Annotated in this window: 19 protein-coding genes; 8 read left to right on the top strand and 11 right to left on the bottom strand. The window is 69.5% G+C overall.

What is annotated here, in order from left to right:
• The first annotated feature begins 60 nt into the window (after positions 1 to 60).
• From JNUCC0626_RS01565 to JNUCC0626_RS01540, 6 genes are all read left to right on the top strand, one after another.
• Positions 61 to 315: a hypothetical protein gene (locus tag JNUCC0626_RS01565; RefSeq protein ID WP_394617811.1), complete on the top strand. Its 255-nt coding sequence runs from the start codon at positions 61 to 63 to the stop codon at positions 313 to 315.
• 6 nt (positions 316 to 321) lie between these two features.
• Positions 322 to 987 (top strand): response regulator transcription factor, encoded by a 666-nt coding sequence (locus JNUCC0626_RS01560; protein WP_394617810.1) that lies wholly within the window; start codon positions 322 to 324, stop codon positions 985 to 987.
• A complete protein-coding gene (locus JNUCC0626_RS01555) occupies positions 984 to 2264 on the top strand; it encodes a HAMP domain-containing sensor histidine kinase (protein WP_394617809.1) in 1281 nt (426 codons plus the stop codon). The genes JNUCC0626_RS01560 and JNUCC0626_RS01555 overlap by 4 nt, the downstream gene beginning before the upstream one ends.
• A 436-nt stretch (positions 2265 to 2700) precedes the next feature.
• A complete protein-coding gene (locus JNUCC0626_RS01550; protein WP_394617808.1) occupies positions 2701 to 3312 on the top strand; it encodes a DUF4360 domain-containing protein in 612 nt (203 codons plus the stop codon).
• A 200-nt stretch (positions 3313 to 3512) separates the two neighbouring features.
• The gene (locus tag JNUCC0626_RS01545) at positions 3513 to 4022 is read left to right on the top strand and encodes an ATP-binding protein (protein WP_285631014.1); all 510 of its coding nucleotides are present in this window, start codon (positions 3513 to 3515) and stop codon (positions 4020 to 4022) included.
• Positions 4023 to 4432: 410 nt separating this feature from the next.
• Positions 4433 to 5059: a DUF4360 domain-containing protein gene (locus JNUCC0626_RS01540; protein WP_394617807.1), complete on the top strand. Its 627-nt coding sequence runs from the start codon at positions 4433 to 4435 to the stop codon at positions 5057 to 5059.
• Between the two features lie 107 nt (positions 5060 to 5166).
• Here JNUCC0626_RS01540 and JNUCC0626_RS01535 read toward each other — a convergent pair whose 3' ends face one another.
• The 5 genes from JNUCC0626_RS01535 to paaZ form a co-directional block, all read right to left on the bottom strand.
• A complete protein-coding gene (locus JNUCC0626_RS01535) occupies positions 5167 to 6003 on the bottom strand; it encodes an extensin family protein (protein ID WP_394617806.1) in 837 nt (278 codons plus the stop codon).
• 464 nt (positions 6004 to 6467) lie between these two features.
• A complete protein-coding gene (locus JNUCC0626_RS01530) occupies positions 6468 to 7370 on the bottom strand; it encodes an SRPBCC family protein (RefSeq protein ID WP_394617805.1) in 903 nt (300 codons plus the stop codon).
• Between the two features lie 28 nt (positions 7371 to 7398).
• Positions 7399 to 7905 carry a helix-turn-helix domain-containing protein gene (locus JNUCC0626_RS01525; protein WP_394617804.1) on the bottom strand — a complete coding sequence of 169 codons (507 nt, stop codon included), beginning with the start codon at positions 7903 to 7905 and terminating at the stop codon, positions 7399 to 7401.
• Between the two features lie 76 nt (positions 7906 to 7981).
• Complete coding sequence (locus JNUCC0626_RS01520) at positions 7982 to 9244, bottom strand: NAD(P)/FAD-dependent oxidoreductase (RefSeq protein ID WP_394617803.1); 1263 nt, start codon at positions 9242 to 9244, stop codon at positions 7982 to 7984.
• Between the two features lie 48 nt (positions 9245 to 9292).
• Complete coding sequence (paaZ, locus tag JNUCC0626_RS01515) at positions 9293 to 11314, bottom strand: phenylacetic acid degradation bifunctional protein PaaZ (RefSeq protein ID WP_394617802.1); 2022 nt, start codon at positions 11312 to 11314, stop codon at positions 9293 to 9295.
• An 88-nt stretch (positions 11315 to 11402) separates the two neighbouring features.
• On the opposite strand from paaZ, the gene JNUCC0626_RS01510 reads away from it, so the two are divergent.
• A complete protein-coding gene (locus tag JNUCC0626_RS01510) occupies positions 11403 to 12113 on the top strand; it encodes a type 1 glutamine amidotransferase domain-containing protein (RefSeq protein ID WP_394617801.1) in 711 nt (236 codons plus the stop codon).
• A 2-nt stretch (positions 12114 to 12115) separates the two neighbouring features.
• Here JNUCC0626_RS01510 and JNUCC0626_RS01505 read toward each other — a convergent pair whose 3' ends face one another.
• The 5 genes from JNUCC0626_RS01505 to JNUCC0626_RS01485 all read right to left on the bottom strand — a co-directional run bounded on the left by JNUCC0626_RS01505 (position 12116) and on the right by JNUCC0626_RS01485 (position 16120).
• A complete protein-coding gene (locus tag JNUCC0626_RS01505) occupies positions 12116 to 12577 on the bottom strand; it encodes a CAP domain-containing protein (protein WP_394617800.1) in 462 nt (153 codons plus the stop codon).
• Positions 12577 to 12954, bottom strand: a complete 378-nt coding sequence (locus JNUCC0626_RS01500; protein ID WP_394617799.1) for a cysteine/serine endopeptidase inhibitor — start codon at positions 12952 to 12954, stop codon at positions 12577 to 12579. The genes JNUCC0626_RS01505 and JNUCC0626_RS01500 overlap by 1 nt, the downstream gene beginning before the upstream one ends.
• 30 nt (positions 12955 to 12984) lie before the next feature.
• On the bottom strand, positions 12985 to 13740 hold the full coding sequence (locus JNUCC0626_RS01495) for a thaumatin family protein (RefSeq protein ID WP_394617798.1): 756 nt from the start codon (positions 13738 to 13740) through the stop codon (positions 12985 to 12987).
• Between the two features lie 62 nt (positions 13741 to 13802).
• The gene (locus JNUCC0626_RS01490; protein WP_394617797.1) at positions 13803 to 14918 is read right to left on the bottom strand and encodes a helix-turn-helix transcriptional regulator; all 1116 of its coding nucleotides are present in this window, start codon (positions 14916 to 14918) and stop codon (positions 13803 to 13805) included.
• The gene (locus JNUCC0626_RS01485; RefSeq protein WP_394617796.1) at positions 14915 to 16120 is read right to left on the bottom strand and encodes a LuxR C-terminal-related transcriptional regulator; all 1206 of its coding nucleotides are present in this window, start codon (positions 16118 to 16120) and stop codon (positions 14915 to 14917) included. Before JNUCC0626_RS01485 ends, JNUCC0626_RS01490 begins: the two co-directional genes overlap by 4 nt.
• A 245-nt stretch (positions 16121 to 16365) precedes the next feature.
• Here JNUCC0626_RS01485 and JNUCC0626_RS01480 point away from each other — a divergent pair, with 245 nt between their 5' ends.
• Complete coding sequence (locus tag JNUCC0626_RS01480; protein WP_394617795.1) at positions 16366 to 17343, top strand: hypothetical protein; 978 nt, start codon at positions 16366 to 16368, stop codon at positions 17341 to 17343.
• On the opposite strand, the gene JNUCC0626_RS01475 is transcribed toward JNUCC0626_RS01480, so the two are convergent.
• The gene (locus JNUCC0626_RS01475) at positions 17340 to 18245 is read right to left on the bottom strand and encodes a LysR family transcriptional regulator (RefSeq protein ID WP_394617794.1); all 906 of its coding nucleotides are present in this window, start codon (positions 18243 to 18245) and stop codon (positions 17340 to 17342) included. The two genes, JNUCC0626_RS01480 and JNUCC0626_RS01475, sit on opposite strands and share 4 nt — an antisense overlap.
• Positions 18246 to 18259 lie beyond the last annotated feature (14 nt).

The raw sequence follows: 18259 nt of genomic DNA, 5'->3' as shown, positions 1-18259 counted from the left end.
GGGCGCGCATCCGTACTACGAGGAGGAGCCGGAACAGTTGTTGTGACCACAGGAGGCCTGGTGGAAGAAGGCGTGACAGGCGGCGGGGCGTCGACGGAGGCGCCGGGTTCGGGTACCGGCACGCTGATCGACGTGACGGTCGGCATCGGCAGCACGGCGGAACTCACCGAGCCGAGGGTGCCGAAGTCCGCGGGCGGGGCGGGTTCCATCGCCCACCGGATGCCGAACCAGGACAGGCCGATGGCGACCGTGGTCACCAGTGCCCAGGCGACCAGGTATCCGACCGACCGTCTCACTGCGGCAATCCTCCTGTAGCGGGTCATGGCATCAGTACTGCTGGTCGAAGACGACCCGGTGGTGCGAGCGGCGGTCACGCGCGCTCTCACCGGCCAGGGCCACATCGTGCACGGTGTCGCCCTCGCGATCGAGGCTTTGCGAGAAGTCACCGCCAACAGCTACGACGTCGTGGTGCTCGATCTCGGGCTCCCCGACCTCGACGGCGGTGACGCGCTGCGGATGATCCGAGGCGTCACGAACACCCCCGTCGTCATCGCGACCGCCCGCGACGACGACACCGAGATCGTCCGGCTGCTCAACGCGGGCGCGGACGACTACCTCGTCAAACCGTTCTCCGGCGAGATCCTGGAAGCCCGGCTGCAGGCGGTGCTCAGACGCGCCCGGGACAGCAAGCAGCTCGTGATCGGCGGCCTGGAGATCGACGTCGCGCTGCGCAAGGCCACTGTGGACGGTCAGGAGCTCTCCTTGACGCACAAGGAGTTCGAACTGCTCTCCTACCTCGCGGCACGGCAGGGGGAGGTGGTGCCGCGGGCGGAGATCCTGGCGAGCCTGTGGCCGTCCAACCGCGACGACCAGACGCTCGACGTGCACCTGTCCTGGCTGCGCCGCAAGCTCGGTGAACGGGCCGCGCAGCCCCGTTATCTGCACACGGTGCGAGGAGTCGGCGTGCGTCTGGTCGACCCGAGATGAGGCGGTCACTGGTGCTGGTCGCTCTCGCGGCGACCAGCATGGTGGCCCTGGCGTTCCTCATCCCGCTCGCGATCGTCGTCAAGGACCTCGCGTACAGCCGCGCGTTGAGCGAGGCCGAGAAGCAGGCCAACCAGATGACGCCGGCGTTGCTGATCACCCGCAAGCCGCAGGAGATCCGGCAGGCGATCAGGTTCACCCGCTACGGCGGCCAGGGCAGGCTGGCCGTGCACCTGAGTGCTTCGACCGGCACCCTGGGCACCTCGCACATCACGGCCCTGGACCTCGAGAACGCGCAGAAGCTCGCCAGGGCGTCCACGGTCGAACGGCCTGATGGCGTGGCATATCTGCAACCGCTCGCCACGAGCGAGAGCGGCATCGTGATCGTCGAGGCGTTCGTGCCGAACGAGCAGCTCACCCACGGCGTGATCGGCACGTGGGGTGTGCTCGCGGGCGTCGCCGTCGGCCTGGTCGCCGGGTCGGTGCTCGTCGCCGACCGCCTCGGCGCGCGGGCCGTGCGGGCCACCCGCGGTCTCGCCGACGCGGCGCGCCGGATGGGCCAGGGCGACCTCACCGTCCGCGTCCCGGTGAAGGGACCGCCGGAGGTGAAGGAGGCCGGCAAGGCCTTCAACGCCATGGCCGAACGCGTCCGGCACCTGCTGGCCGCCGAACGCGAGGTGGTCGCCGACCTCTCGCATCGCCTGCGCACGCCTCTCACGGCCCTTCTCCTGGACGCGGACACGCTCGGGGGTGGTCCGGGTGCGGACCGCGTCCGAGAGGCCGTCCAGGGCCTGGAGAGGGAGGTCGACGAGATCATCAAGGCCGCGCGTTCCGGTCTGCAGCCCGACGAGGGCGGCACCGACGCGGCCGGGGTGGTGCGCGACCGGCTGGTGTTCTGGTCCGCGCTCGCCGACGACCAGGAACGGCCGTGGACCGTGCGCGGCGCCGACCGGCCGGCACCGGTGCCGCTCGCCCGCAACGACCTCGCGGCGGCGCTGGACGCGTTGCTGGGCAACGTCTTCCGCTACACACCGGAGGGCACCCGGTTCGCCGTGACGCTGGTGCACCAGGCCGATCTGGTGGCGCTGGTGGTCGAGGACGCGGGGCCGGGCATCGCGGACACCGCGCAGGCCGTGCGGCGTGGAGCCAGCGGTGGCGGGTCCACCGGGCTGGGGCTCGACATCGCCCGCAGGGCCGCCGAACGCACGGGAGGGTCGCTCCACGTCGATCGCGGTCCGTTGGGCGGTGCACGCGTGCAATTGAGGCTCCGGAGGGTCTGAGTGCGGCCCCTTGTCAGGGACCTGCTTGCCAGGGGCCGGTGACGAACGCCGCCGGCGGCGCGGACCGTGGGACGGGTCCGACGCCGCCGGCGGGCACCGGCCGGCCGCGCGGCACCGCTGCCGCACCACCGAGTCCCGAGCAGGAGGGAGGAACCCGATGAGCAGTGCGCGCATTGCCTTCCCACACCGGTGTAACGAGGTGGATCAGCCGGGGCTCTCGGCGCCAGGTGTGGGGACCGGCGTATTCAGTGGGTCTTGGGTTTTTGCGATCTGACATGAAGTTAGCCGACCGCTGATCGTCGCCCATCCACCGTTCAGACGATTAATCGGTTTTAAATTTGTTTAAGTTCGCCCGGTCGGTCGTCCACGACTTAAGACGATTTAAGATAGCGTCATCCACCCGCCGCCATCCCGTCGATTTTTCGAAAGGCGACACATGATCAGCGCGATGGCAGCCGCGGGATTGGCGCTCTCACTCCTGTCGGCCCCTCAGGCAGACGTGGTTCCTCCCGGCAAAATCACGGTCGACGTCGTCACGGTGAACGGTTCCGGCTGCCCCGCCGGAACGGCCGCGGTCGCGGTGTCGGACGACAACACCTCATTCACGGTGACCTACAGCGACTACACCGCCCAGGCGGGTTCCGGATCGACGCCGACGCAGTTCCGCAAGAACTGCCAGTTGAACCTCCGCGTGCACTACCCGCAGGGCTTCACGTTCGGCATCGCGAAGGCCGACTACCGCGGCTTCGCGCACTTACCCAGAGGGGCGCGCGGGATGCAGCGCGCCAGCTACTACTTCGCCGGTTCGTCCTCCACGACGACCACCACGCACAACATCGCGGCACCGACCTCGAACAACTGGCAGTTCACCGACTCGACCGAGGTCGCGGAGATCGTCTACGCCCCGTGCGGCGCGGTGCGGCACCTGAACGTGAACACCGAGGTCCGAGCCTTCACGAACTCGTCCAACCAACCGGCCTTCGTGTCCATGGACTCGACCGACGGCAGCGTCAACACCCGCTACCAGTTCGCCTGGAAGCGTTGCTGACCCAGAAAGATCACCCAGAGGGCTCGGCGCTACACTCACAGTGAGCGTCGGGCCCTCTCGTCGTGACCCGAACGTGACTTTTGACGGGTGAGTCAACCAGGGCATTGCTTCCCGCGTATACCCATGTAGATTCCCGCTCACCGTGACGGCCATTCGGGTGACCGTCTCGGCTCGCGCGCCGCACGCGAAACGGAGGCAGCATGCAGGCGAACGCCCAGACCGCCCAGGTCGACGACCTGACACTCATCGCGCTGCCCACCGCGGTGAACTGCGCGGATCTGTTCGTGCGCTTCACCCTTGGTGAGTGGCGCCTGCGCAACATGACCGCGGAGTGCTCGGCCGTCGCTTGCGCGCTGGTCGAGGCCGCCGTGGAGTCGGCCGATCCCAAGACGTCGCGGCTCATCACGCTGCGACTGCGACTCAGTGGCGACTACCTGGTAGTCGAGTTGGAGGCCGCGCGGTTCATCATGCCGCCGACCTCCCCTGACCTGCGCACCGGCGAGCTGCAGCTGGCCGGCGGCATCAAGCTCATCTGGTGCGAACTGGCGCTGCCGACCGGCGTGAACGCGAACGCGGTGCCGCTACCGCGCCGCGAGAAGCGCCGTTCCCCGGCGGCCGAGGCGCTGGGCGACGAGCCGGACGTCGATCCGGAGCTCATCCAGCGCATCCTGTTCGGCCTCGGTGGCTCGATGGGCAACGGTCAGCGCTAGCTCTTCCCGCTTCACCCGCAAGGGCGCGTCCATCAGTGGACGCGCCCTTCGCGTGTTTTCGGGGTCTTTTCGGTGGACGGTTCACGAATTGAGTTCCGGTCCACCTTGCGCGCACCTTGCGCTCTTTAGGCCGTTCGAGGCGTGTTACATTCTCGCGCGGCTCTGGCATCAGGTTTCTTGACGCCGTTCTGGCGGTACGGACGGCAATTCACCGACGAGTGGTTCGCACACCCCGTTGTCTCAGTGACCGATTGACCGCGAAAAGTGACTGATAGCCGTTGCGCATTCACCTGCGCGAACGTCCGGCAATGTTGCTCTGGTTGGCGGACGGTTCGTCAACATCCTTTCCGATACGGTCTCGTACCACGCCGCCCGCCCGAACGTCGTCGCACATTCGGAAAGGCATTCCAATGATCAGTGTGCTGGCCGCAGCCGGCCTGGCTCTGTCCACCATCGTCATTCCCCCGGTCGCGGATCCGCCCCCGACGGGCCAGATCACGATCGACGTCGTCACGGTCAACGGCTCCGGGTGCCGCGCCGGCACGGCCGCCATCGCCGTCTCCCCCGACAACAAGGCGTTCACGGTCACCTACAGCGACTACATGGCGCAGGTGGGCCCGGATTCCCGGCCGACCGATTTCCGGAAGAACTGCCAGCTGAACCTGAAGGTCAACGTTCCCGGCGGTTTCACCTTCGGCATCGCCCAGGCCGACTACAGAGGTTTCGCCCACCTGGAACGCGGAGCCAAGGGAACCCAGAAGGCGAGCTACTACTTCCAGGGAATGTCGGACACCGACCAGCGCACCAAGACCTGGAACGGCGCGCTGAGCGACGACTGGCAGGTCACGCACAAGACGGACGTCGCGTCGATCATCTACCACCCGTGCGGCGCGAAGCGGAACTTCAACATCAACACGGAGTTGCGCGTGGACAAGGGCACCTCGGACCCGAAGAAGACCAGCTTCATGGCGATGGACTCGACGGACGGTTCGATCGAGACCGTCTACCACTTCGCCTGGAAGAAGTGCCCGAAGTAGCCGCTCTGCCCTGACCTGCTCTGACTGCGTTCGCACTGACAGCCCTTGCACGGCAAGGCCGGAGCCCGTGTCGGCTCCGGCCTTGCCGTTCTGTTCCGTGCGGGAACTCAGATGTTCTGGTTCGCGAAGCCCTTGGTCGCGATCTTCGACAACATCCCCTGCCACACGGCGGTGCTGGTGTGCGGGTCGCCGGTCACGCCGAGCGCGGACTTGAGGCCGTTGAACGCGCTCGTCGTGGCCGGCCCCCAGATCCCGTCGATCGCAAGGCCCGACCCGCGGAAGTTGTTGCAGGTGCCCTGCACGAACTTGGTGTCCGCCTCGGAGTCCTTGAGCACGCGCACCGGCATGCCACCGAAGTCGGCGTGGATGTGGTCGCGGTGGTCGGCGTTGTACCAGCCGTCCAGCACGTACCGGAACCGGCGGCGGCACACCGCTTCCGTTGCCAGGTAACGCTTGCGCAGCGCGGCCGTGCCCGAGGCGTGGTGCTGGTCGAGCGGCGAGGTGACGTTGCCGTTGGACCACCGCACGTGGTCGAGGTCCATCGCCGTACCGGCCCCGTGCTGCCCGGCCTTGTTGACGTAGAACCCGGCCGACACGATGTAGCTGATCGAACCGTAGCTCGACGACAGCGACCTCAGGTCGCGAATCCAGGCGACGAGGGCGTTGTAGAACGCGTCGGTGGCCTGCCAGTTGCGCGCGGTGGTGTTGCCGCGGTTGGAACGCCAGTAGTAGACGGGCGTGCCGTCGATCTTCTGGAACGTCATCATCGCCAGCGCGCCGACCTCGGAGGCCTGGATCTCGGCCGGCGTGTGCTGGTCGGCGGATTTGGCCGGGTCTGGTGAGGCGCCGGCCAGGGCAGGCGCGATGGCGGACAGGCCCGCGAGTCCGGCCACGGCCGCCGTGCCGGTGACGAAGCCGCGCCTGGTGACGTTGTTCTCGAACACCCCAGTACTCCCTCTGTGTCCTGGCCGGCTGCGGCAGGAGGAAGGGCCTGTCTCTCACCGGCCCGAGGGAGTCTAGGGATCAGCGGTGGTGGGGTGGAATCGGCGTTGACCTGGGATTTTCCTTCGCCTTTACCGGGTGGGTCGGCTTGCGTGCGTTCTGTTTCTGTTCCAGCGGGGTTGGTTGCGTTCTGTTGGTTGAGCTCTGGCGGGATGCATTCGCGGCCTCAATGCCGGGGTGAAGGACGCCCCGGCCGGACCGAACCAGGTTGGCATCCCGCCCCTCAAGGTCAAGCCCCAATCGCCAAGAACGGCGCAACCGGTTCCCAACCTGATAGCAGCCCGCTCGGGCTCGCCTTCGGCTTCGCCACGCCAGGTTCCATAGGTGGGCGGCTTACGTCCTCGGCTATCCGGTTGGCACCGCGCGCCTGGCTTGGGCGGTAGTCGCCATGCGTCGGCGACTGCCGTCAGTGGACCGCGCCCAGCACCCTGATCAGGCTCTTCTCCGTGTCGGTGCCCAGCTTCTCCATAGCGAGCTTCGCCACCGGCGCGCCCAGCTTCGCGAGGCCGTTGAACTCCACGTGCGCGTGGTAGCCGATGCGCGTCGTGCCCGGTGCCGGGCCCGGTGCGATCGAGATGTCGTCGGTCGAGGTCGCGGTGTCGTTGCGCCCCACGAACTGCAGACCGGCGGTGTCGTCGCGGGTGAGTTCGTAGACCAGTTCGGTCTTGCGGCCCAGGAACTGGGAGACGTTGCGCCAGCGCGAGCCGACGATGACGGGGCCCGTGTCCAGGCGGGTGCAGGTGACGGTGCCCGGGTCCCACTGTTCGGTGCGGGAGAAGTCGCGGAGGTATTCCGCCACGCTCTCCGGGGTGGTGGCCACGGTGAAGGTGCGTTCTACGTCCACACCGGACAGGTGCGGGGAGTTGAACGCCTTCGGGGCCAGGCCCAGGCGGTAGTGGTCCACCAGGGCGGCCTGGCTCTCGGCTCGGGAGGCCAGGCGGGAGAGGCGGGTTTCGTCGAAGCTGTTCAACTTCAAAAGGGTGCGCCAGAGGGAGGCCTTGCCTTCGATGCCCACGCGGAGGGTTTCGAGTTCCAGGACGTCGCTCAGCGGGGAGCGGCCCAGGAGCCTGCCGTTGAGCTTCAGGCGGCCCGCCTTTTCGGTCAGCCAGCCGAGGGCTTCCTTGTGCGGGCGGGATTCGACGCCTGCCGCGCGCATGAAGTCGAGGAGTTCCTTGCGGTCGGCCTCGATGTCGTCGGCCAGCACGCGCAGTTCGGGGTGGGTGCGGCTGATGCGGCGGGCCAGTTCTGTGCCCGCCGCGGCGCCGGCCAGGTGGTCGTTGAGGTAGATGCCCAGCAGCTCGGTGTTCACGACCGAGGCATACCCACCGTCAAACGTGTCAAGGTCCCGCCGGGCCCAGTTGGTAGCCCTGGTTCCAGAGGGTTTTGATGACGAGACCGAGCGGGGCGATGCGTCTGCGCAGCCTCATTATGTGCAGGTGGAGGGCGTTGCTGGTGTCGCCGTCCTTGGTAGGCAGGCACAGCAGCAGGTCCTCGCGGGTGGTGAGGGCGCGGAAGCGGCGCAGGAGTTCGGCGAACAGCGCTCGTTCGGTCGGTGAGAGGACCACCGAGCGCGTGCGGAACCGCAGGATGCCGGACATGTCCAGTTCCGGGATGGCGTAGCGGGCCGCCCTCGCCCTGAGCATGGCTATGCGCACCGCCAGGTCCTGATGCGGGACCGGCGCGCGGACCCAGTCCTCGCGCATGTCGGTGAGGACAGGGGCTGGGACGTTCTTCTCCAGCACTAGCAGGCACAGCGTCCCGCTGCGATGGCAGGCCTCTCTTGCGGCCGCGTCCACCGGCCAGCGCACGACCTCTACGGGTTGTTGGTTCACCAGGTTCGACATACGTCCACTTCCGCTTGTCCACCACGGAGAGAACCGAACCAGCCTTCGGCTTCCGTCTGGACGCTAGATGTGGCCGCTATTTCCGCTCTATCGCGCGCGTCGGCTCGAGGATGATCGGCTGCGCGCGGCGGCCGGTCACGAGGTTCCAGCCCCACTGGGTGAGCACGGCGAGGCGGTTGCGCCAGCCCACCAGGAACGCGATGTGCACGACCGCCCACGCGGCCTTGCCGAGCACACCGCGCAGGCGCAGCTTCTTGATGTCCGCGACGGCGTCACCAGGCGAGATCGTGGCCATCGTGCCGAGGTCGAGGTAGCGGAACGGCTTCGCGCGGCGCCCGCGCAGCCGGGCCTTGATGACGCGCGCGACGTGGTGTCCCTCCTGCAGCGCGGGCTCGGCGATGCCCGGCAGGTCGTCGAGGTTGACCATGTCGCCGATCGCGAACACGTCGTCGGTGACCGAGCAGTCGGCGGGGTTCACGACGATCCGGCCCTTGCGGTCGGTCTCGGCACCGGTCGCCGCGGCGAGTTCGCGGGCCAGCGGCGAGGCCTGGACCCCGGCGGCCCAGATGATCGTGCGCGCCTCCACGCGGTCGCCGTCCTTGGTGGTCAGGCCCTCGGCGTCGATGCGGTCGACGATCGCACTGGTCATCACGGTGACGCCGAGCCGTTCGAGCTTCACGCGCGCGTGCTCGCGCAGTTCGGCGGAGAACGGCGGCAGCACGTGCGGCACCGCGTCGAGCAACGTGATCCGCACGTCGCGCGGGTCGATCTCGCGGAACTGGCCCTTCAACGCCCTGCGCGCGAGGTCCGCGATCTGCCCGGCCAGCTCCACCCCGGTCGGTCCGGCCCCCACGACGGCGAACGAGAGCCACTGCTTCGGATCGTCGGCCACCACGGCCGTCTCGAACGCCCTGAGCAGCCTCGACCGCAGGTCCACGGCCTGTTCGAGGGTCTTCATCGGCGGCGCGGACTCGGCCCACTGGTCGTTGCCGAAGTAGCTGTCGCGCGACCCCGCCGCCACGACCAGCGTGTCGTACTCGACGTGCCCCGAGGTGCCGTCCGGCAGGTCGACGAGCACCCGCTTGGCGGCGGTGTCGAACCCGGTCACCTCGCCGAGCAGGACGTGCGCGTTGCGTTGCTTGCGCAGGATCGCGCGGAACGCCGGCGCGATGTCCCCGGCGGGCAGCAACGCCGTCGCGACCTGGTAGAGCAACGGCTGGAACAGGTGGTGGTTGGTTCGGTCGACCAGGGTGACCTGGACGTCCGCGCGCTTGAGCCCGCGGACCACGCCCAGCCCGCCGAACCCACCTCCGACAACGACGACGCGGTGCTTGTTCATGCCCAGTCGCATACCCGGAGAAGGCGAGGCCTATCCGGGCGCGGCGACTCAGCTCTTGGCGACCAGCGTCAGCACGTCGTACTTCGCGACCGACTCGCCCTTCTGGTTCGTGACGTCGGCGTCCCAGCGGACCTCGCCGTACTCCTGGTCCTCGCGCGGCGTGATCTGCTTGGCCGTCAGGGTCACGGTCAGCTGGTCGCCGGGGAACGTCGGCGTGACGAACCGCAGGTTCTCCAGGCCGTAGTTCGCGAGCACCGGGCCCGGCTCCGGCGAGACGAACAGACCGGCGGCGAACGACACCACCAGGTAGCCGTGCGCGACCCGGCCGCCGAAGAACGGGTTCGCCGCGGCGGCTTCCTCGTCCATGTGCGCGTAGAAGGTGTCGCCGGTGAACGACGCGAAGTGCTCGATGTCCTCCATCGTCACCTCGCGCGGGCCCGCCGTGACCGTGTCACCGATGCGGAGTTCGGCCAGCGTCTTGCGGAACGGGTGCACGGCGTCGTCGCGACGAGGCGCGCCCGTGACCCAGCGGTTCGTGATGGCGCCCAACGCGCGCGGGCTGCCCTGCACGGCCGTGCGCTGCATGTGGTGCATCACGCCGCGCATGCCACCCATCTCCTCACCGCCACCGGCACGGCCAGGACCGCCGTGCACGAGCATCGGCAGCGGCGAACCGTGGCCCGTCGACTCGCCGGCGTCCTCGCGGTCGAGCACCAGCAACCGGCCATGCCACGGCGCCGTGCCGATCACGACGTCGCGCACGAAGTCGGTGTCGGCGGAGACGATCGAACCGACCAGCGAGCCGGCACCGCGCGCGGCGAGTTCCACGGCGTCGTCGGCCGAGTCGTACGGCATCAGCGTCGACACCGGCCCGAACGCCTCGACCTCGTGCGGCTGCACGGCGTCGGCGGCGGCGCGGAGCAGCATCGGCGACATGAACGCGCCGCGCTCGGCGTCAGCGTCCACAAGCGACAGAGCACCGTCGCCGTAGACCACGGAGGCACTCTCCCGCAACGCCTTCAGCGACCGCTGCACTTCCTCACGCTGCTCCAGACCGGCCAGCGCGCCCATCTTCACGGACTTGTCGGCCGGGTTGCCGATCACGACCTCGGCCAGCTTCGCAGCCGTCGCCTCGGCCACCGCGTCCATCAACGGCGCGGGCACCAGCGCGCGCCGGATCGCCGTGCACTTCTGCCCGGCCTTGGTCGTCATCTCGGCCACGAGCTGCCCGACGAACAGGTCGAACTCGGGCGTGCCCGGCTGGGCGTCCGGCCCGAGAATGGAGCAGTTGAGCGAGTCGGCCTCGGCGTTGAACCGCACCGACGACCGGATCACGGCCTGGTGCGTGCGCAGGTGCTGGGCCGTGGACGCCGACCCGGTGAACCCGACGAGGTCCTGCGGCGTCAGGTGGTCGAGCAGGTCCCCGGCCGACCCGCAGACCAGCTGCAACGACCCCTCGGGCAGCAGACCGGAGGCGAGCATCAGCTCGACCATCTTCTCGGTCACGTACGCCGTCTGGGACGCGGGCTTGATCAGCGACGGCACGCCGGCGATGAACGCGGGCGCGAACTTCTCGAGCGGCCCCCACATGGGGAAGTTGAAGGCGTTGATCTGCACCGCGACGCCCCGCAGCGGCGTGCAGATGTGCTGCCCGACGAACGTGCCGCCGCGCCCCAGAGGCTCGACCGGCCCGTCGACGAAGACCTTGTCGTTGGGCAGCTCGCGCTTGGCCTTCGACGCGTACCCGAGCAGCACGCCGAACCCGCCGTCGATGTCGATCCACGAGTCGGACCTGGTAGCGCCCGAACGCGCCGACAACGCGTACAGCTCGGCCTTGTGCTCCTTGAGGTAGAGCCCCAGAGCCTTGAGCAGCTGCGCCCGCTCGTGGAACGTGAGCTCGCGCAACGCGGGCCCGCCGACCTCGCGCCCGTGCCGCAGCGCCGCACCCATGTCGACACCCGCCGACGAGATCCGCGCGATCTCCTCACCGGTCACGGCGTCGTGCAACGGAGCGCCCTCGACCGTAGGCGTGTGCCACCCACCCGACACGTAGCTGCGCAGCAAGCTCATCGAGCCAACCCTTCTCGCTGGGCGCTGGATCTTCAGCGACCCGACCACCAGGCAACGTATCAGTCGCGCAGGTGGCAGGATCGGATCCGTGCGCGTGCTCCTCCCCCTCCCCGACCAGGACTTCGACGTCACCGAGGTGGCGGTCCCCTGGCGACTGCTCACCGACGCGGGCCACGAGGTCGTCTTCGCGACCGAACGCGGCGGCACCACCCCCGCTGCCGACCCGCTGCTGCTGACGGGCGTCCTGTTCGGCCGGCTCGGCGCCGAGGACGAGCCCAAGCAGTTCTACCGCCGGCTGCTCGACGACCCCGGCTACCGCGCGCCGGTCGCCTGGGGGTCGGTGGTGCCGGAGGAGTTCGACGGGCTGGTCCTGCCGGGCGGGCACGCACCGGGCATGCGCCAGTACCTGGGCTCCGCGGAACTCCAGCAGGTGGTCAAGGAGTTCTGGGCGCTCGAACGGCCGGTGGGCGCGATCTGCCACGGCGTGCTGGTGCTGGCGCGCGCCGGGGTGCTCGACGGGCGCCGGACCACGTGCCTGCCCAAGTACATGGAGCGCACGGCCTACTACGCGACGGCGTGGCGGCGCGGGCGGTACTACCGGACGTATCCCGCTTACGTGCAGGACGAGGTCACGGCGTCGGGCGCGGTGTTCGAACGCGGGCCCGTCGAGCTGAGCAACCGGGGGACGGCCACCGACGACGGGCCCGCGTTCGTGGTGCAGGACGGCGACTACGTGTCGGCGCGGTGGCCTGGTGACGCCTACCTGTTCGCCAAGAGGTTCGCCGCGCTGCTCGGCTGACGTCAGCGGGTGCCGAAGTCCTGCGTCCAGTAGTGGCCGTACTTCGTGCCGGCCCGGTACTGGTGGCCGACGCCGATCTCCTTCAACGCGCAGTTGAGGATGTTCGCGCGGTGCCCGGAGCTGTTCATCCACCCCTTGACCACGGCGGCGGCGGTCGCGTGACCGGCGGCCACGTTCTCGGCCGCCCTGGTCCAGCGGGTGTAGCCCGCGCGTTCGATCCGGACGACCATCGTGCTGCCGTCCGAGCCGGTGTGGCCCATGAAGTTCTTCGTGGCCATGTCCACCGAGTGGCGCTGGGCCGCGGTGTTCAGGGCGGCGTTCGACTTCAACGCCGCACAGCCCGCCTTGGCCCGTTCGGCATTCGTGAGGGCGATGACGTCTTGCTGCACGGTGGCCGCCGAGGCCTGCGGGGTGAGGGTGGCCGCCAGGGCGAGGGTCGTGGCGGCGAGCAGGGACGTGCGCATCAGACGATCTGCCAGGTCACGTTGATGATGCCCACGTCGGGGTTGGCCAGTCTGGCGAACGCGGGCCGGCTCAGGTCGATCTTGTTGCTGCCGCAGCTCGGGCACTTGTCCCTGATGGGCACGGTGATCGTCTTGCCGTTGTGGGTGACCCTGATCGACTTGCGGCACAACGGGTCGTTGTTCGGGTTGGGCGTCGTCCACAGCGCGGCGGGGGCCGCGACCAGCAGTTCCGTCGCCGCGTTGATCTTGGTGCCGCAGGCGCCGTAGCCGGCGTCGTTGTACCAGCTGGAGGTGCCGCTCACGGCCGAGGCGGTGCCGGAGAAGACGAACGACAGCACTGCCGCCGACGCGACCGCGCCGAACATCCTGGCTTTCATGGTTTTCCTTTCAGGGGTGGGAAAACGCGCTCAGGCCACCGAGTGGAACGTGACCTGGAAACCGCTGCAGTTCGCGCACTGGAACACGGTCTGGTTGCCGGGCTCGGTGTCCTGTTTGGACCACGCGTAGGCCTTGGGGCAGCGGGACTTGATGGTGTTGCTGTAGTCGGTCGGCGCGTCGCGGTTCGGGTTGACGCAGTTGACGCGCTTGCCGTTGAGGTACTTGACGTACGCGGGGTTGCAGCGGGGCAACAGGTTCTCGGTGCACCCGGCGGTACCGCACGACGTCGAACCCGGTGGTGGGCTCGCGTTCACGGCGGAGATGGAGATCGGCACGGAGAACGCGTTGACGTAGCTGACGTTGTACCAGGGGGCCAGCCGGTCGCGGGTGTCGAAGTTGAACTCGGCGAGGCTCGCGGGCTGCTCGCCGGTGACGCACCGGGCGGCCTGGACGCCGCAGTCCCCCACCGCACAACGGAAGTTCGACCCCGACGTGCCGGTGCAGCCCTGGCGTGCGAAGAACGTGCCACGCCAGTGGCCGGGGGCCGCGGTCTCCGGGATCGTGATGGTGGCCGACTGGCCGTTCTGCAACGTCGGCAGGTTCGTCAACGCCTTGGAACCGTCCGCGTTGACCTGGCTGCCGACCCAGATCGTCTGCCCGGTGTTGTTGACCAGCTTGACGGTGTGGTTGACGGCCGCTCCGGCAGGGGGCGCCACAACGGCCCCCACCACGAACGCGAGCGCGAACAACGCCGAGGCCCAGCGGCCGAGTGAGCGTGTGAGCATCCGAGAAGCTCCCTTCCCGCGAGTCCGGCGTAGCGGCACCGGACGTCGTCAGGACTCCACGATCACGCGGGGAAACCGTCCGGGGCTTCACGGTGGGTCCGCAAGGTCCTCAACTCGCGCCGCCCGGACAGCCCGAGCTTGCGGTAAACCCTGGTCAGGTGCAGTTCGACGGTCCGCGTGGCCATCGCGAGCCTGGCCGCGACCTCCCGGGTGGCGAGGCCCGCGCGCACCAGCCTGACCACCTCCGTCTCGACTGGGGTCAACGGCGGAGGGTCGCCGCACACGGTCCCGCAGCGCCGCACGAGCACCTCGTGGCCGATGTCGAGGGCCATGACCCGCGCCCGGCCGTAGATCTCCCCCGCCCGCTTGCCCTGTGCCGTCAGGTGATCGGCGTAGTCGCACAGCACGTGCGCGAGTTCCGCCCTGGCGTGCGCGAGTTCCAGCAACCGGATCGCGCGCTCGTACGCCACCAGGGCCTCGCCGCCGGACGAGCACGCCGCCACCGCCGCGAGACTCGCCCCGAGGCTGCGCGGCTCACCCCACCGGGCCGCCGCGGCGTGCTCCTCCACCGCGAGACGACGGGCCTGGACGGTGTCGCCGCAGGCCAGCGCGGCGCGGGAGGCCCACGAACGCCACGGCAGCACGGCGGGATTGCCCACCCCGGCCGCCTGGCCGAACGCGAGATGGCCGGTCAGGGCGTCTTCCGGACGGCCGGTCGCCATCGCCACCACGGCCTCGGCGGCGAGCAGCAGTGGTCCTTCCAGACCGCCGCGCAGCACGGCTTCGGCCGCGCGGGCGTCACCCCGTTCGACGAGCAGTTCCACCGACCAGAACAGCACCTCCGGCCGAATCTCGGGCACGGCACCGTTGTCCCGCAACGCACCGAGCAACGAGCCGCACCGGGCGAGATCGCCGGTGCGGCGGGCGATGGCGGCTCTGACCAGGAGCACGCGCTCGGCCATCGCCGGGTCGTCCGGGTGCTCACCGAGCAGGGCGAGGCTGTAGTCGTCGGCGGCGACCAGTTCGCCCGCGCAGACCAACGTCCCCAACGCCGTCGACGCGCAGCGCCCGGTCCGGCGGCAGGCGGGGTTCGCCAGCGCTCGTTCCGCGGCCTGCACGGCGTCCGGCCAGTTCTCGCCCGCCGCCACCAACCCGGCCGCGAGCTCGCACGCGCTCACGCCGTGGGGACGAACGCCCGGCGCAGCCCCGGTCTCCCCGCCACCCCCATCTTGCGGTAGACGGCGGTGAGGTGGCACTCGACGGTGCGCAACGTCAGCCCCAGCTCCCCGGCGATCTCCCGGTTCGACCGCCCCGCCCTGGCCAGCAACGCGATGCGGCGTTCCTGCCCGCTCAACGCGGACTCGCCGGCGTTGCGCAGCAACCGGCCCGCCAGCACGTCCGCCACCTCGATCCACTGTGGACTGAACGCGGTCTCGCGCAGCCGCCGGGAGTGCCTGCGGGCCCGGTCGACCTCACCGCGCGCGAGCAGCAACTGCGCCAGGTCGTGCCGCGCCCGCAACGCATCCGCCGTGGCGTCCCCGAGGAACGTCAACGCCTCCTCCAGCACCACGTCGTCGCCACCGCGGGCCAGCGCGGCCGCGTGCAGCGCGAGCCCGATCCCGCGCGCCGCACCCCACCGCCGGGCGGCCACGAGGTCCTTTTCCGCGCAGATCCGCGCGAGCACGAGATCCCCGAGGTCGGCGGCGGCGAGGGCGGCCGACGACCGCCACGGCAGCACCGCCGGGTTGACCACGCCCCACGCGGTGAGCCGCCGTCCGCAGTCGAGGAACTCGTCCAGCGCCGCCGCACTCCGCCCCTGCGCCAGCAGCAACCGGCCGCGCGCGAAGCACACCTCGGCCCCGTCCGGCTGTTCGGTCTCCAGCAGCGCGCCCGCGCGTTCGAACTCGCCCGTCTCGGTGAGCGCCAGCACCAGCCACGCGACCGCGACGTCCCGCCGCGCCCGTTCCCCGCCCAGCAGCCGGGCCGCGGCGCGCGGATCGCCGCGCGCCAACATGATCCGCCCGCCGAGCAGGTCGTCCCCGGCGGCGAACCAGTGCCGGTGCGCCTCGGCGATCTCGCCGGCGTGCAGCAGCACCGTGACGGCCTGCCAGAACGTGCCGGCGTCGAGCCGCCTCTCCAACGCGCACCGCACCACGGCGACCGCCTCGGCCCGTCCCGTGCCGCGATGAACCGCCTGCACCGCGCGGAACACGGCCGGATCGGCCCCTCCACCGGGACTGCCCGGCAGATAGGCGAGCGCGGCCGGTTCGCACCCCGGCACGGCGTCGGCTGCGAACCGCTCCGCCTCGTTCCACCGGCCGTCCCGCACCAATTCGAGGCGGGTGCGGCGAACTTCTTCGAGCAGACCGTTGTTCGTCATTCGGCACCCTCCCCGAGGAATGCGCCCACCAGCGGATGACCAACTGGTCTGGACCTTACCGCCGTCCACTTCCGGGCAGAACCGGAATAATTTGGGAATTCACCGATTGGCAAAGAAGAAAAAGAGGAGTAATGGCCCCGGCCACCGCAGCCGAGCACCCGCAGATCTGATAATACGTATTACAGTCTTGTTTCGTCGCTCCCGCCGCCCTACGGTCCGAAACCACCCGGAGCGAAGGAGCACCCATGGCACCGACCCGCCGACAAGTTCTGCTGGGCACCGCGAGCGCGGCCCTGCTCGCGGGCGCGACCCCCGCTGCGGCGGCCCCGGCGGGATTCCCGGACTACCGCTACCGCAGGCTCGCCCTCGTCAAGAACGAACTGCGCTACAACCCGACCGGCGAACTGATCTTCCCCACCATTCGCGGCACAAAAGATCGGATCTCCGGCGCGCTGGCCGCCTACTACCTCTACTACGCGCCGCACGACGCACCAGGCGGAATCTGCCTGGCGTACGCGAACACGCTCGACGAGAAGTTCACCGAGTACTCCGGCAACCCGATCATCACCCGGAACTGGCCCGGCGAGTACTCGGTGTCGCACGTGTCGTCGCCACACGCGATGTGGAACGACGACGCCAAGCGCATGTACCTGTACTTCCACGGCGAGAACACGGTCACCCGCCTCGCCAGCTCCGCCGACGGCATCCACTTCTCCTACGAGAAGGAGGTCCTGTCCACCCGCCTGCTGCCCGCCGGCACCACCGAGACCTCCTACGCGAGGGTGTTCCGGCACGACCTGCCCTCGCGGGGTGCCCGCTACGTCATGGTCTTCATGCTCAACAACACCACCAACCACCGCGACATCGGCTGGGGCTGGTCGCCCAACGCCCGCGACTGGACGTTCTCCCAGACCCCGCTGATCCGGCACCAGGACGTGGGCGCGGTCAACGTCGGCGGCCCGCACCTGCTGTTCCGCAACAACAGCGTCTACGTCGTCTACAACACCGACAGGGGCAGCGGCGGCAACATCCTCATCACCGAGGTGGGCAAGGACTTCAGCAAGCGCACCCACCTCGGCGTCTTCCACGACTCCCTCGCGGGCTCGCCGGACAACGGCCGGGCGGCCGCGCCGTCGTTCGGCACCTACCAGGGCCGGGAGTACATGATCTACGAGGCGGGCGACAGGCTGGCGGGCAACATCGCCATCGCGCAGGCCATCTAGGAACCGAACAACGCAACGCAGTGCTCGGCGAACGCTTGCGCGCGGCGGGTCAACGCTCCGCCGCGCGCCCACCCGAGCACCACAGGCGTGGTGGGCACGGCGTCGCGCAACGGCACCGCGACCACCTCCAGCCCCTCGTAGGAGGTGGTCAGGGCGGGCTGCTGCACGGTGATCGAGTAGCCGATCCCCCGCGCCACCAACGACCGCGCGAGCTCGAAGCTGCGCGCCCGGTGCGTCACCACCATCTCCACCCCGGCCGCCGCGAACACCGAACGGAAGTACCGCTCGCTCGGCGCCACGTCGAGCAGCACGAACGGATCGCCGGCCAACTCGGCCAACGCCACGGACCGCCGTCGCCGCAACCGGTGCCCACCGGACAGCAACACCCGAGGCGCCTGGTCGTACAGCGGCGTCGTGGCGATGCCCGGCACGAGGTCCTGGTCGTACAGGAACGCGACCTCGCAGCGGCCGGAGACCAGATCCTCGCCGATCTCCGGCAGGCTCCCCTCCACGAACCGCACCGACACGTCCGGGTGCGCCGCCTCGAACGTCGCGATCGCCGCGGGCAGGTGGAACGGCGCGATCGGCGCATAACAGCCGACCGTCAGCACCCCGCTGACCTCCTGGCTCAACCCGCGAGCCTCCGCCCCGAGATCTCCCATCGCCCCGACCACCCGCCGCGCGTCGGCCAGCACCCGCACCCCCGCCGCCGTCAACGCTGCACCCCGGCGTGGTGAACGCACGACCAGCCGAAGGTCCAAAGCACGTTCCAGTTCGCTCAACGCCAACGAGATCGCGCCCTGCGAGACGTGGCACCGGGACGCCGCCGAGGTCACCGACCCGGTCTCGGCCACGGCGATCAGGTACTCGAGCTGCCGCACGGTCACGTTGGGCAGATTCATGAGCTGAGCTTATA

Origin of the sequence: Lentzea sp. JNUCC 0626, assembly GCF_043632865.1 — a bacterium.
Lineage (GTDB): Bacteria > Actinomycetota > Actinomycetes > Mycobacteriales > Pseudonocardiaceae > Lentzea.
Note: the sequence above shows the minus strand (reverse complement) of the source record. Positions and strands in the feature narration are given on the sequence as shown.